This is a genomic window from Nostoc sp. C117 (assembly GCF_043099735.1).
Classification (GTDB): domain Bacteria; phylum Cyanobacteriota; class Cyanobacteriia; order Cyanobacteriales; family Nostocaceae; genus Nostoc.
Window position 1 is genome coordinate 416766 of the sequence record NZ_CP170991.1, and the last position, 13776, is coordinate 430541.

Sequence of the window (13776 nt, forward strand, 5' to 3'; positions counted from 1 at the left end):
CAGTGGGGGCCTTATTTAAACTATAGTCTTTCCCCCTTGCTCATCCGTTCTTCTATTTCTTAATATGGCCACTTCCAATCACGAATTTCCGGCACATCGTCGCCGTATTTCTGAACGTAGTGCTTGTGTTCAATCAGCTTACCTTCCATTTGCTGTTTCACATAAGCTGCCTTAGATCCTAGTTTGGGTACGCGATCGATTACATCAATTACTAAATGGAAGCGATCTAAATCGTTGAGAACAACCATATCAAAGGGAGTGGTGGTAGTTCCTTCTTCTTTGTAGCCACGTACATGGATGTTTTTATGATTAGTGTGGCGGTAGGTTAGGCGATGAATCAGCCAGGGATAGCCATGAAAGGCAAAGATAACGGGTTTATCGGTGGTGAAAATTGTGTCAAAGTCTTTTTCACTCAAACCGTGGGGATGTTCGGTTTTTGGCTGGAGTGTCATCAAATCGACTACATTCACTACTCGCACCTTTAAATCCGAGAAGTGCTGGCGCAGGATGTCTACAGCCGCCAAGATTTCTAAGGTGGGAATATCCCCAGCACAAACTAGCACTACATCTGGGTCGCCGCCTTCGTCGTTGCTTGCCCATTCCCAAATGCCGATGCCTTTGGTGCAATGCTTAATGGCTGCATCTATATTGAGATATTGCAATGCTGGCTGTTTTCCAGCAATGATGACGTTAACATAGTTGCGGCTTTTTAGACAATGGTCAGTTACCGACAGCAGAGTGTTGGCATCGGGGGGCAAATACACGCGGACGATCTCGGCTTTTTTGTTAAGTACATGGTCGATAAAACCGGGATCTTGGTGAGAAAAACCATTATGGTCTTGTCGCCAAACGTGAGAGGTGAGTAGGTAATTGAGGGAAGCGATCGGTCGACGCCAAGGAATATGTTTGGTAGTTTTCAACCATTTGGCGTGTTGGTTGAACATAGAATCAATGATGTGGATAAATGCTTCGTAGCAAGTGAAGAATCCGTGACGCCCGGTGAGTAGGTAGCCTTCTAACCATCCTTGGCAAGAAGTTTCGCTGAGAACTTCCATTACCCGACCGTCGGGGGAAAGGTGGTCATCTTCGGGGTAAATCTCGCCTTCCCAAACCCGGTTTGTAACTTCTAATACAGGGTCTAAACGATTTGATGCTAATTCGTCGGGGGCGAAGATCCGAAAATTGCTACTTTCTTGGTTAAGTCGCATGATATCCCGCAGGAATTTGCCGGTCACTTTGGTAGCTTCGGCGATCGCCTTTCCTGGTTCAAGAACATCTACAGCATAATCTCGAAAATCGGGCATTTTCAGGTCATGCAGCAAAATCCCGCCGTTGGCGTGGGGATTGTCACCCATACGTCGATGCTTTTTGGGGGCTAGTTCTGCTAGTTCAGGAATCAGCTTACCGTTAGCGTCGAAGAGTTCTTCTGGTTTGTAACTCTTCATCCAATCTTCTAGGAGTTTCAGGTGTTCTGGCTGTTTGGCTATATTACCAAAGGGAACTTGATGCGATCGCCAATAACCTTCGGTTTTTTTCCCATCCACTTCCTTCGGTCCTGTCCAACCTTTGGGGGTTCGCATGACAATCATCGGCCATTGGGGACGTTCTGTAAAACCATGTACGCGGGCTTCCCTTTGGATACTTTGAATTTCGGCGATCGCTGTTTCTAGAGTCGCCGCCATCTGCTGATGAACATCTGCGGGATCGTCACCTTCAACAAAGTATGGTTTGTAGCCGTAGCCTATAAATAAACTCTCCAACTCCTCACGGCTAATCCGTGCCAGCATCGTTGGGTTAGCAATTTTATACCCATTCAGGTGCAGAATCGGCAGAACTGCACCATCACGCACAGGGTTAAGAAACTTGTTGGAATGCCAACTAGTCGCTAAAGCACCTGTTTCCGCTTCACCGTCACCAACAACAGCAGCAACAATTAAGTCAGGGTTATCAAAGGCAGCACCGAAGGCGTGAACGAGGGCATAACCTAATTCCCCACCTTCGTGGATCGAACCAGGAGTTTCCGGTGCTACGTGACTGGGGATACCACCAGGGAAAGAGAACTGTTTGAAGAGTTTCTGAATTCCTTCAGCATCCTGAGAAATGTTGTGGTAATACTCGGTGTAAGTGCCTTCTAAGTAAGTGTTGGCTACCAGTCCAGGGCCTCCATGACCAGGCCCAGCAATATAGATTATGTTGAGGTCATATTTTTTAATCAGCCGATTTAGATGAACATAGATCAAGTTCAGCCCTGGTGTAGTTCCCCAGTGCCCCAATAGTCTGGGTTTGACGTGTTCTAGCTTGAGGGGTTCTCTTAGTAGCGGATTATCGAGTAGATATATTTGCCCAACGGAAAGATAGTTAGCTGCACGCCAGTAGGCGTTTATCTTCTGTAATTCTTCATCTGTTAAAGGCTTTGTTTGTGGAGTCGTTGCTAATGTCATAATCGACACTCCATTCCAAAAGGTTTTTCATGGATTCATCCGCAACTAATCTTACCTGTTTTCCAGATGATGCACACCTAACCCATGAGGAATTTTTACAGCTTTTGTGACTAAATTTCTTTGTTATGGACATAGGATGGCAGGGCGATGTCTACAACTGGCTATAACTTATGAATTATGAATTATGAAATATTACTCCGTTTAAAAATCTGTTGAACAGTAAAACTTAACTCGGGAAATGTTCGGAACTGAATACGGTCTGTTCCTCGAAATTTGCTAACTTGATATCACTCTCATCCAAAGAACTAACTAAGATAGTTGGTTGTTTTGGTTTCCCAATAAACTCTCTACCGCCTAAAGCAGCATAATCAACAATCCAGTATTCAGGAATTCCCATTTCTTCATAATCAGCGTATTTTTTGAGATAATGATCGCGCCAATTTCTACTAACAACTTCAATAATTATAGGAATTGATGCAGATTGACTAACAGTAGATTCTTTTTTCCCCAGAGTTTCATCGATCAAATTAGGACGATTCAATAACAGTATATCTGGCGAGTAACCTGATTCATTTTCAGGTAGTTTAACTAATGCTGTCTTGGGTATGAAGTAGGGAAGATTTCAAATGATACATTCTCTAGTCAGTTCAAAAGCTAAGAAGCCTGTTATTTCTTCACGATCTCCTACAGATTGAGGCATTTTAACAATGATTCCGTTGTGCAATTCATAGCGCTCATTTTCTGGCTTCCACTGGACAAATTCTTCAAAAGCTACGATTTTTGGTAAAGCTTGAGTTACGTCGCTTTGCTGAAAATTCCAAATTCAAAATTAATAATCTCCCTTCAATTAATCGCCTAATTATTAATTTCCAATAACCCAGGCGGTGGTGTAATTTCAATCCGACCAGAGGGTAAGTCTACCACTGGGGCGATCGCTTCCACAAATGGAATCAAAACAGTCTTTTGCTTTTTGTCATCTGTTATTTGTCCTTTGTCAGTAGTAAAAGATGGGTATAATTTTACTTCTAACAAATCATTGCCAGCGGGGATGATATCTACCACCGTACCCACGAGTTCGCCAGATGCTTGCATGAAGACTTCTAAACCAATCAAATCGAGGACATGATATTCATCTTTGCCTAATTGGGGGCGATCGCTTGCTGGTACCATTAACTTACAACCACGCAAAGCTTCCGCCCGATCGCAATTGTCCACACCAGCTAATTTAATTACATACAAGTTTTTGTTACTGACATAACGTCCAGCCAACAATTCGATTGGTTGCGGTTCTGTATCACCTGAACGCAACAACCAACGTTTTCCCGGCATCTCAAATCTTTCGGGAAAGTCTGATACAGGATAAACCCGTAATTCTCCAGATAATCCTTGAGGGGCAACAATCTTACCAATTTCTAGCCAGTTATCGAGATTGGGGATTGAGGATTGGGGACTAGGGACTGGGGATTGAGCATTTTGAATTTTTGAATTTCCTCCTACTATCTTCCCCTTCTGCTTCTCTGCCCCTCTGCCCCTCTGCCCCTCTGCCCCTCTGCCTCCAATCTCTTTATTAGCTTCTTCGTGTTTCATTTCCATTTTTCCTATTAGGCTGTCACAGCGGCACGCTTATAAGCTTCTTCAGCTACTTTTGCTAAACGTTGCATAGCGGTGGCAATCTCCTCATCGCTGCCGGTGAGGCTGATGCGGAAGCATTGGTGCTTGTGCGCCCATTCTTCCTCTAAACCGGGGAAGAAGGTACTTCCAGGGACGATAATCACACCTACTTGCTTTAATTGCTGGTAAAATTCCCAATCAGTGATAGGTAAATCTTGTAACCACAACCAAGCAAAAATTGCTCCTTCACCGCGATGGAGGAACCAAGGTAAATCCTTGGACATCGCTTGTTCTAAGCTGGTTTCTAAAACGGTAAATTTATTTTGGTAAAACGGACGGATGACAGTGTGGGAAATTTCCACTAAAGCACCGGAATTAATTGCAAGAGCTGCGATCGCTTGGCCGTAACGTGAAGAATGGAGGCTCATATTTGCCTGGAAACACTCCAGTACCTCAATCCATTTTTCATCGCCAATAGCTATACCAAGTCTTTCTCCTGGTAATCCCGCTTTCGATAAACTCATGCAGTGGAGAATATTATCACCAAACACTGGTGTCATTTCGGTAAAGTTTAAGGCTGGGAAGGGGGGCGCATAAGCCGAGTCAATTAATACTGGCAAATTATAAGGCGCAGCTAAGGCAGCAATCTTTTTCACTTCATCATCAGTCAGGACATTACCAGTGGGATTACAGGGGCGAGAGAAGAGGACGCAACCAGTGTTTTCTGTAATCGTAAGTTGGCTAAAGTCGGGGCGATATTTAAATCGGTGGGCAGGTTCATCAATATCGAGAGTTGGTTTGTAAGCAGTTAAGGCTTTTGGAACTAAGCAAATACCGCCATAACCTGTGTAGTCAGGACTCAGGGGTAAAACGATTTGTTTTAATTCGCCGCTAGGGGTGTAGCCACCGAAGCTATTAACAGCATAGAAGTAGAGGGATTGACTACCGGGGGTAATGAGGATATTGCGATCGCTTAAGTTTAACCCGTAGCGTTTGTTAAAGTCGTTGGCGATCGCTTCAATTAATGGTGCATAGCCCTGACTCGATCCGTAGCGACAAACTACCTCACCATATTCTGGACTAGCTAAAAGCTGTGCAGTACAATCTCGCCATAATTGTTCTACCTCTGGCAAAATTAACGGATTCCCAGCACTCAAATTAATAAACTGCTGCCCTGCACCAGCTCGTAATGTTTCGATAATATCCTTCATGATCGCTCTCACTCCAGTCAGGTTGGACATTTGAGCGCCAATTTGTGTTAGGGCAGGGTTCATAAGCTGTAACAAAATTTATTAATTGAAAAATGGACAAATTATTTGGAGGTTGCTGCTGACATCAAGTTTACATCGTTGCCTAAACAGCTGTTGCCGCCTTTAACCAATCTAGCTAGAGAATGGTATTTTAACAAAGTAATATTCAAGGGTATTGGGAATGGGGAGACTTGTACTGAGTTTCGACTACGCTCAAATCGAGCGACTTGCACTGAGCGGCGTCGAAGTGAGTCGAGATTCAACTACCGCAAAGCCGTTGGCGCAGCCTCTCGTAGAGAAGTATGGGGAGAGAATTTAACCCCACCACCCCATGTCCTCACACCTCCCACACTCTTAATGCCCCATCCCCAATAACAAATGCCCTCCCCGATATAAACTCAAATAAGCTCATTGACAAACTATACAGGAGGGCTGATGTTGCAAGTTAAAGCAGCAGTAGCTTACAGTGCAGGTAAGCCGTTGACTATTGAAACTGTCGAACTATCTGGACCACAAGCTGGAGAAGTGTTAGTCGAGGTTAAAGCCACTGGGGTTTGTCATACTGACGCCTATACCCTTTCTGGTGTTGATCCCGAAGGTTTGTTTCCGGCAATTTTGGGACATGAAGGTGCTGGTGTGGTGGTTGAGGTAGGTGCTGGTGTCACCAGTCTCAAACCAGGGGATCATGTGATTCCTTTATACATTGCGGAATGTCGTCAGTGCGAATATTGTCTGAGCTTCAAAACTAATCTCTGTCAAGCCATTCGCCTAACTCAAGGACGCGGTGTTATGCCTGATGGCACTAGTCGCTTTAGTATTGATGGGCAGATGATTCACCATTATATGGGTACATCTACTTTCGCTAACTATACGGTGTTGCCGGAAATCTCCTTGGCAAAAATCCGGGAAGATGCCCCATTTGAGAAGGTTTGTTACATTGGCTGTGGCGTGACTACTGGTATTGGTGCAGTCATTAATACAGCCAAGGTAGAACCGGGAGCAAATGTCGTGGTTTTTGGCTTGGGTGGGATTGGCTTAAATGTCATTCAAGGGGCGCGGATGGTGGGAGCGAATATGATTATTGGGGTGGATATTAATCCCAACAGACGCGCCTTAGCCGAAAAGTTTGGCATGACGCACTTTGTTAATCCCCAAGAAGTAGAGGGTGATTTAGTTCCCTATCTGGTTGATTTAACAAAAGGCGGTGCTGATTATAGTTTTGAATGTATTGGTAATGTCAAAGTGATGCGTCAAGCATTAGAATGCTGTCACAAAGGTTGGGGTGTCAGTGTGATTATTGGCGTTGCTGGTGCTGGAGAAGAAATCAGTACTCGTCCTTTTCAGTTAGTAACTGGCCGGGTTTGGAAAGGTACGGCGTTCGGTGGCGCTAGAGGGCGTACAGATGTGCCAAAAATTGTTGATTGGTATATGGAAGGTAAGATAAATATTGATGATTTGATTACCCATGTGATGCCCATTGAGCAAATTAATGATGCTTTTGATTTGATGCACAAAGGTGAATCAATTCGGAGTGTAGTGACTTTTTAATTGGAATTTAGTTAGGGAACTCCAAGAAATAAAAACAACCGCTTGAGGTTGTTGACTGTTGACTGTTAACAGTGGGATATTTTTTTATTTGGAATTAGCTTAAAGTACGCGATCGCCCTACAATGTAATTTGGGCAAAGGAGCGATCGCGCTTATTCTAGATATTTGTAAAATTAAGCAAGAGCGATCGCATGGTGGCGAATATGATCTTCAATAAAAGTAGAGATGAAATAATAACCGTGGTCATAGCCTTCTTGATAACGCAAGTTTAGCGGCTGATTAACATCTGCACAAGCTCGCTCAAACACCTCTGGCAGCAATTCTTCAGCTAAATATTTATCCGCAGTCCCTTGGTCAATGAGAATCGAACTGTGATATCCTAATTTTCTGACTAATTCACTAGCATCATAATCACGCCAACTTGCTTGATTACTGCCAAGATAACCATTAAAAATCTTTTGACCCCAAAGAGAACGCATAGGTGCAGCGATCGGTGCAAAAGCTGATACTGATTTGTAGAGCTCTGGGTTTCTCAACGCACACACAAGCGCCCCATGTCCCCCCATCGAATGGCCGAAAATACCTTGTTTATCCACTTGGGTAGGGAAATTTGCGGTAATTAAAGCAGGTAATTCCTGGACGACATAACTATACATTTGGTAGTGTTTGCGCCACGGTTCTTCTGTAGCATCAACATAAAAGCCCGCACCAGTACCAAAGTCCCAGTCATCATCCTCACCTGCAATGCCAGTATTACGCGGACTCGTATCTGGTACAACCAATATCAAACCGTACTCAGCCGCAAAGCGTTGCACTCCCCCTGCCTTCACCATAAAATTCTCTTCGGTGCAAGTCAACCCAGAAAGGAAATAGAGAATCGGTACAGGTTTTTGAGTTGCTTGTGGTGGTTGATAGACAGCAAAGCGCATTTCACCGTTACAAGTAGAAGAGGGATGACTGTAAAAACCGAGTTTGCCACCAAAGCTTTTATATTCTGAGAGGAGGTTGAGGTTAGGCATTTTGTATTCTCTTTCCTGAGCGATCGCCAAAGACAAATTATTTTAGCCTAGATTAATATTATGTAGATAGCGATTGCACCTCAATCAACCCTGCGACTAGGTAACTTAGTCCCACACCTTTTACAAAATCCAGCATCTAAGTCATGGAAAGCCAAACCACAACCTAAACAAACTGTTTCTACCTGATTTGCAGTTTTTACCACGCGCTTAATTAAATCTCCCACTTGCCAAGGAATCAGGGCAATTCCTGTAAAAATCATCAATACTGTTAGCAAACGCCCTAATTCAGAAATTGGAATAACATCGCCAAATCCGACAGTTGTCATTGTGACAACTGAGAAATAAAATGCATCTAAAAATGTACCATAATTTTCCGGATTAACTGGATGCTCGACCTGATAAATTAAACCAGAGTAAATAAAAACAATTGCAAATAATGTAAATAATATTCGCGTAAAAATCATCCCATCTTCGGTACTGATACTAGCGAATAAAAATTTTCTATCTATAAATCTGATTAATCGTAAAATCCGAAACCATCGTAGTAGGCGGATAAAACTAATATCGACCATTCCTAGAAAAAATGGCAAAATCGCCATTAAATCAATAATTGAATAAAAGCTAAAAATATACTTAAGTTTGTTTTCTGCACTCCACAGTCGGAGTGAATATTCCACCGCAAAGATAATAACGATCGCAATATCAGCTACATTTAACTGAAACCGCATATAATCAGGAATATTGTATGTTTCTACCACAAAAATTCCTGATGATATTAGCACCAAAGACGCAAGTGTTAAATTAATCGCTTTACCTATTGGCGTTTCCAGATCTTTTAAGTAAAATTCTGTGTCTTGTCTACTCAATAACATATTCGACCATTAGCTAACTCTTAATTTCCAGTTATAGCATTAGAAATAGGATATTATTAACGATTATCCTTATGTTAACCTCAGCTTATATATTATGAACCAAGAACATTTTATGCGTTTAGCATTGGCAGAAGCAAAAGCAGGAGATGCGCCTTATGGTGCAGTGATTGTCAAAGATAACGAAGTTGTAGCTGTCGCTCATAATACTGTGAGGAGAGACAACGATCCATCAGCTCATGCAGAGATTAACGTTATTCGCAGTTTAACAGCTAAACTTAAAAACCCCTCTTTAGAAGGTTATAGCATATATACAACTGGCGAACCTTGTCCAATGTGTGCAACTGCTTGTGTTTGGAGTGGTTTATCAGAAATCGTATATGGTGCTTCAATTCAAGATTTAATAACTGTAAATCAATCGCAAATTAATATATCTTGCGAAGAGGTGATTGCTAAGTCATTTAGAAATATCAAAGTCACAAAAGATGTTTTAAAAAATGAATGTTTGGAATTATTTAAATAAGATATACCAATCCTAAATCATTTGTGAGAAACAAAAGTCCCAACTTCTTAAAAAAGTTGGGTATCTGCGTCTTAGAATTCTCACAAATCAAATAGAATTGCTATAGGAATCATATTTAATTTCTGAAAAAATCTAAGTATTTGTAGTAGTCTGGCACAGCTAAATTAGATGTAGGTTGGGTTGAGCAACGCGAAACCGAACATTGATCCGAGTGTTGGGTTTCGTTCCTCAAGCCAACCTACAATTTATTTTGCAACAATTTAGTCTTGACACGCTACTACATGTATTTCTACGAATATTTCAAAAATCAAATACTAGTCCTATAGAGAGATTAAAATTACGAATTACGAATTACGAATTATTTAACTTGGTTCCTTCAAATAGGATAAATATGTATTTGCCCAAATAGCAGCTTGAGTGCGATCGCGCAAATTTAATCTATTTAAAATATTCGTAACATGATTTTTTACCGTCCCCTCAGAAATATAGAGTTCCTGAGCAATTTCTCGGTTACTAGCGCCTGTAGCAATTAATCGCAAAACCTCTTTTTCTCTGGGAGTGAGTTCAGCTAAACTAGATGGTAGAGGTGGTGACTGGGTTGGTGCAGGATGAGAAAATTGAGTCAATAGTTTTTTAACTATTCCTGGGCCTAATTGAGTGTATCCTTTATAAACAGCACGAATAGCAACAGCCAATTCTTCTGATGGTGTATCTTTCAACAAATAACCCATTGCTCCATTTTGCAATGCTGCTGATACGTATTCATCATCATCAAAAGTAGTGAGTACTAAAATCTTCGTTTTAGTAAAACGTTTTTGAATTTCTCCCGTAGCTGCAACTCCATCCATAATCGGCATTCTGATATCTAGTAGTACCACATCTGGCTGAAATTGAGCAACACAATTAATCGCCTGTTCGCCGTTTTCTGCTTCTCCCACTATTTCTAAATCTGGTTCTAATTCCAATAACGCTCTTAATCCTTGACGAATTAAACTTTGGTCATCTACCAGCAAGACTTTAATCATCATGTCAACCTTGTTAAGGGAATATTAACTGTAATTTTGCAACCAGAACCAAGAGCGCTATTAATGTTAAACTCACCTCCAAGTGCTAAAGTGCGATCGCGCATACTATGAAGTCCAAAACCAGTAGTATTTTGCTTGACATCAAAACCTCTACCATTATCTTGAATAATCAATCGTAAATTACCTCTTGTCATAGTCAGTTCTAGTTTAACCTCTGTTGCATATGCATATTTAGAAATATTTGTCAAAGATTCTTGAGTAATGCGGTAAATAGCGGTATTGATTTCCGGTGGTAGAGAATATTCAATGTTGATTTGATAAATTGGTAAAATCCCATTGGAGCGATGAAAATTTTCTGCAAGACTAGCGATCGCCTTTTCTAAAGATTGCTCTTGCAAGGGATTAAAACGCATAGTAGAAACAGATTGACGAACATCTTTTAGCGCTTTTGAACCTAATTCCTTTGCTGTTGTAAGAAATGTTTCAGCTTTACTTGGATTAGATTGCCATAGTTTTAAAGCAGTTTCTAGTTGCAGATTTAAAGCAGTTAGAGAATGTCCTAACGAATCATGGATTTCACGCGCAATGCGGTTTCGTTCTTCTAAAGTAGCTTGATTTTCAATTCGCATAGCATATTGACGGAGCTTTTCATTAGCGATCGCTAATTTTTCTCGACTATGCCGTTCAGATAATACTGCATTCATCATCAACAATACAAAAACTAAACTTAAACCGAATCCCAATGACCAGTTCAAGCTCAAAAATCGAAAACGTTCTTGCGCCTGTGGTGAAGATTGAAAACTAAATAACTGATATTTTAATTGTGTAGTCAGGAGAAATAAAGTAAATGATAGACTGGTAACAAATAAACGCCCAGGTAACTGAAAAATGAAACAACTACGAGTAACTAAAATTATGTAAAGAAATGGAAAAAGGCGAGCAAATCTCTCGCCAAAAAGTCCAGTCATTAAAATTAATAAAATTTCGCTAATTGTGTAGATTACCTTATTTACTTGGTTAGTTCTAGGTAAGCATAAGCCCATTAACGCAAAAATAACTAGACTATAAATTGACAATTCTGGCAATAGACCACAAATTGATAAGTCTGGAAACATCCCACAAATTGTTACTTCTGTAGGCTTAGGATGAAATCGCCGTAAAGGAGGTGGTATAACTGCTGTTAAAGCAGTAATTGCCAGCAATATCCATTCTAAATAAAGCAGAGACGGAAAAGGATGTTTTTTAATTTGAATTAGAGGATTCATCAGTCGCTTTCCTCCATTTATGAATGAGTTTGGAATACAAAAACATTAAGTTGTTGGCTGGGGAGCATCCCAATGCAAGCTTAAATCTTTTCCCTCATCTCTAGCCCCTCTCCCAAACATGGGAGAAGGGGTTAGGGGATGAGGGCTATCAAGGTTTTTGCACATTTGGGATGCTCCCGTTGGCTGAGTAATAAACTAAGAATAAATTCTAAATATTAAAGCATTTTATAATAAACTAAATAAGAAATTATCAACTAATTATCATCAAAATATTCACCCGTAATTCTCGAATTTTAACTTTTAGCTTTTGATTTATAACTCCTGTACAGATACAATTAATCTTATCTCTACTCTTAACTCTTAACTTATATTATTGTCAGTCACCTTAGTCATAGTTGAATCATGACTTTAGTCATGGGTGTAACCATGACTTTCTCCTCATGTAACTATTGAAGATAAATTCTTATGATGGTGGCATCCAACCAGGAAAAACCACGAGATAAGTAATGAAACTCAAAGCATTATCGCTAGTTGCTGGAGCGATCGCCCTAACTTTAACTGCAACCTCCTTTGCTGTTGTAGCTCAAACAGCTTCTCCTTCACCCGTGCTACTTGCACAAACTCCACAAAAAGAAAGGGGTCCTTGGAAAGATTTGGGTCTAACAGATACCCAAAAAAGCCAAATGGAGGCAATTCACAAAGCTAGCCGCGCTAAATTTGAAGAAGTTTTGACGCCAGAACAAAAGGCCAAGTTACAAGCAGCAATGGAAGCGCGTAAAGCCCAGCGCCAAGCAGGTCAAGGACAACCAGGCCAGCACCGAGGCCGAGGAAAGGGTTTTGGTGATTTAAATCTGACTGAAGCGCAAAAAACCCAAATGCGACAAATCCGGGAATCAGAGAAACAACAGATTCAGGCAATCTTAACCCCCGAACAGCGGCAAAAACTAGAGCAATTCCACCAAAATATGAAAGAGCGTCGTCAACAACGCAATTCCCAATAAACTTTAATTTTGGAAACATATAGTTACTCAGTACTGGGGTGGGCAATGCCGCCCATCTCATCCCAAAATAGATTATTTAGATTAAAATGCAATCCTCTGCGGCTTACTCCAATTCCATTATTCCCTTGCAACAGGTATTAGATTTACTCGATCGCATCGCTAAAATACAAGGGCGAGATGTTCCTCCAATTGTGGAAATAGAAAAATTGCGTTTACTCCCTACTGGCACTTTTGGTAGAAGTTGGGCAGATTTCCTCAATGAACACAACCTAAAACCTTTCACTACAGGTAGCCGCCGTAAGCAACTCCATGACGGCGTTCACATCCTCACGGGCTATGGCACAGACCTGATGGGTGAAGCAGAACTACAGGCATTTTTATTAGGAACAAAATTTAGCATAATTAACTTTATGCTTGGGTTAGGATTGTTGCGAGCCATCCATAAAAACTTAAACTCTCAACAACAATTTAGCTGGGATAGACTCTGGCAAGCATACCAACGTGGTCTTCACTCCCACTTTGACCCAGATAATTGGCAACCGGAAATACTGTGGCACTTACCCTTGACTAATGTCCAGGCATTATTTTTTACAATCAAAAATTAAAGCAGAATTCAGGAGTAAGAATTGGTGAATTCTCAACTAAAACAGGCTTTATACCTGTTTTTCACCAACTTCAAATCTGCTCTATATAGACTTCTTGCAGAAGATGGGAAAGGGGATAGAATTTTTCCCTTTCCCTTTCCCTATTTCCATGCCCAATGCCCTTCAGGAGTGCTGAGTACTGAGTGGTAAATCCCACTTATTTACTCAAAATGGGCTAAACGCCGCGCTACCGCTAACGGAACTGGTTTGCCCAATACCCAATGCATAGACTTTCAAGCTAATTATGAGTTATGAGTTGATCGAAACTTCTAACTTTTTCAAAATGTCCAAAGAATTCGCAATTGGTAGTAAAGTCCGTGTTGTGGCATTACCGCCCTATGTCAAAACAGCTGAACCTATGCCCATGCTGCGCCCTCCCAACGTGATTCATATTGGCGAAGAAGGTATAGTCCTTGACCGCAGACCCGGTGGATATTGGGGTATTCGCTTTCCTAAGGGAGCTTTTCTTCTAGATAGCCAATACATCGAAAGCACAGATATCCCTCCCAAATCTGACTTAGAGTAAGATTAGCAGCAAGCAAGAATGTAAACTTGTGTAAAGTTGTGATTCTGGTTTGCAC

At 41.2% G+C, this 13776-nt stretch carries 13 protein-coding genes and 1 pseudogene; 6 read left to right on the top strand and 8 right to left on the bottom strand.

Annotated elements, in window-relative coordinates:
- Nucleotides 1–59: 59 nt before the first annotated feature.
- The 4 genes and pseudogenes from ACFG4S_RS03555 to ACFG4S_RS03570 form a co-directional block, all read right to left on the bottom strand.
- A complete protein-coding gene (locus ACFG4S_RS03555) occupies nt 60–2441 on the bottom strand; it encodes a phosphoketolase (RefSeq protein ID WP_392533497.1) in 2382 nt (793 codons plus the stop codon).
- A 182-nt stretch (nt 2442–2623) separates the two neighbouring features.
- A pseudogene (locus ACFG4S_RS03560) lies at nt 2624–3264 on the bottom strand (Uma2 family endonuclease).
- Nucleotides 3265–3296: 32 nt separating this feature from the next.
- Complete coding sequence (gene rimM, locus ACFG4S_RS03565; RefSeq protein WP_392533498.1) at nt 3297–4028, bottom strand: ribosome maturation factor RimM; 732 nt, start codon at nt 4026–4028, stop codon at nt 3297–3299.
- Nucleotides 4029–4042: 14 nt separating this feature from the next.
- Complete coding sequence (locus tag ACFG4S_RS03570; protein WP_392533499.1) at nt 4043–5326, bottom strand: valine--pyruvate transaminase; 1284 nt, start codon at nt 5324–5326, stop codon at nt 4043–4045.
- Between the two features lie 75 nt (nt 5327–5401).
- Here ACFG4S_RS03570 and ACFG4S_RS03575 point away from each other — a divergent pair, with 75 nt between their 5' ends.
- Both ACFG4S_RS03575 and ACFG4S_RS03580 read left to right on the top strand, forming a co-directional pair.
- Nucleotides 5402–5677, top strand: a complete 276-nt coding sequence (locus ACFG4S_RS03575; protein ID WP_392533500.1) for a hypothetical protein — start codon at nt 5402–5404, stop codon at nt 5675–5677.
- Between the two features lie 63 nt (nt 5678–5740).
- Nucleotides 5741–6850, top strand: coding sequence for an S-(hydroxymethyl)glutathione dehydrogenase/class III alcohol dehydrogenase (locus tag ACFG4S_RS03580; protein WP_392535897.1), 1110 nt, complete (start codon nt 5741–5743; stop codon nt 6848–6850).
- Between the two features lie 172 nt (nt 6851–7022).
- On the opposite strand, the gene fghA is transcribed toward ACFG4S_RS03580, so the two are convergent.
- Together fghA and ACFG4S_RS03590 are read right to left on the bottom strand one after the other, a co-directional pair.
- On the bottom strand, nt 7023–7868 hold the full coding sequence (gene fghA / locus ACFG4S_RS03585; protein ID WP_392533501.1) for an S-formylglutathione hydrolase: 846 nt from the start codon (nt 7866–7868) through the stop codon (nt 7023–7025).
- Between the two features lie 80 nt (nt 7869–7948).
- The gene (locus ACFG4S_RS03590) at nt 7949–8740 is read right to left on the bottom strand and encodes an ion transporter (protein ID WP_392533502.1); all 792 of its coding nucleotides are present in this window, start codon (nt 8738–8740) and stop codon (nt 7949–7951) included.
- Nucleotides 8741–8834: 94 nt separating this feature from the next.
- Between ACFG4S_RS03590 and ACFG4S_RS03595 the strand changes: the two genes are divergently transcribed.
- Nucleotides 8835–9260, top strand: a complete 426-nt coding sequence (locus ACFG4S_RS03595) for a nucleoside deaminase (protein WP_392533503.1) — start codon at nt 8835–8837, stop codon at nt 9258–9260.
- Between the two features lie 362 nt (nt 9261–9622).
- On the opposite strand, the gene ACFG4S_RS03600 is transcribed toward ACFG4S_RS03595, so the two are convergent.
- Nucleotides 9623–10285 carry a response regulator gene (locus tag ACFG4S_RS03600; RefSeq protein ID WP_392535898.1) on the bottom strand — a complete coding sequence of 221 codons (663 nt, stop codon included), beginning with the start codon at nt 10283–10285 and terminating at the stop codon, nt 9623–9625.
- Nucleotides 10285–11550, bottom strand: a complete 1266-nt coding sequence (locus ACFG4S_RS03605; protein WP_392533504.1) for a sensor histidine kinase — start codon at nt 11548–11550, stop codon at nt 10285–10287. Before ACFG4S_RS03605 ends, ACFG4S_RS03600 begins: the two co-directional genes overlap by 1 nt.
- 506 nt (nt 11551–12056) lie before the next feature.
- Between ACFG4S_RS03605 and ACFG4S_RS03610 the strand changes: the two genes are divergently transcribed.
- The 3 genes from ACFG4S_RS03610 to sipA all read left to right on the top strand — a co-directional run bounded on the left by ACFG4S_RS03610 (nt 12057) and on the right by sipA (nt 13721).
- Nucleotides 12057–12551, top strand: coding sequence for a Spy/CpxP family protein refolding chaperone (locus tag ACFG4S_RS03610; RefSeq protein WP_392533505.1), 495 nt, complete (start codon nt 12057–12059; stop codon nt 12549–12551).
- Nucleotides 12552–12637: 86 nt separating this feature from the next.
- Nucleotides 12638–13156, top strand: a complete 519-nt coding sequence (locus ACFG4S_RS03615) for a Coq4 family protein (RefSeq protein ID WP_392533506.1) — start codon at nt 12638–12640, stop codon at nt 13154–13156.
- 322 nt (nt 13157–13478) lie between these two features.
- Complete coding sequence (gene sipA, locus ACFG4S_RS03620; RefSeq protein ID WP_392533507.1) at nt 13479–13721, top strand: regulatory protein SipA; 243 nt, start codon at nt 13479–13481, stop codon at nt 13719–13721.
- The last annotated feature ends 55 nt before the right edge of the window (nt 13722–13776 follow it).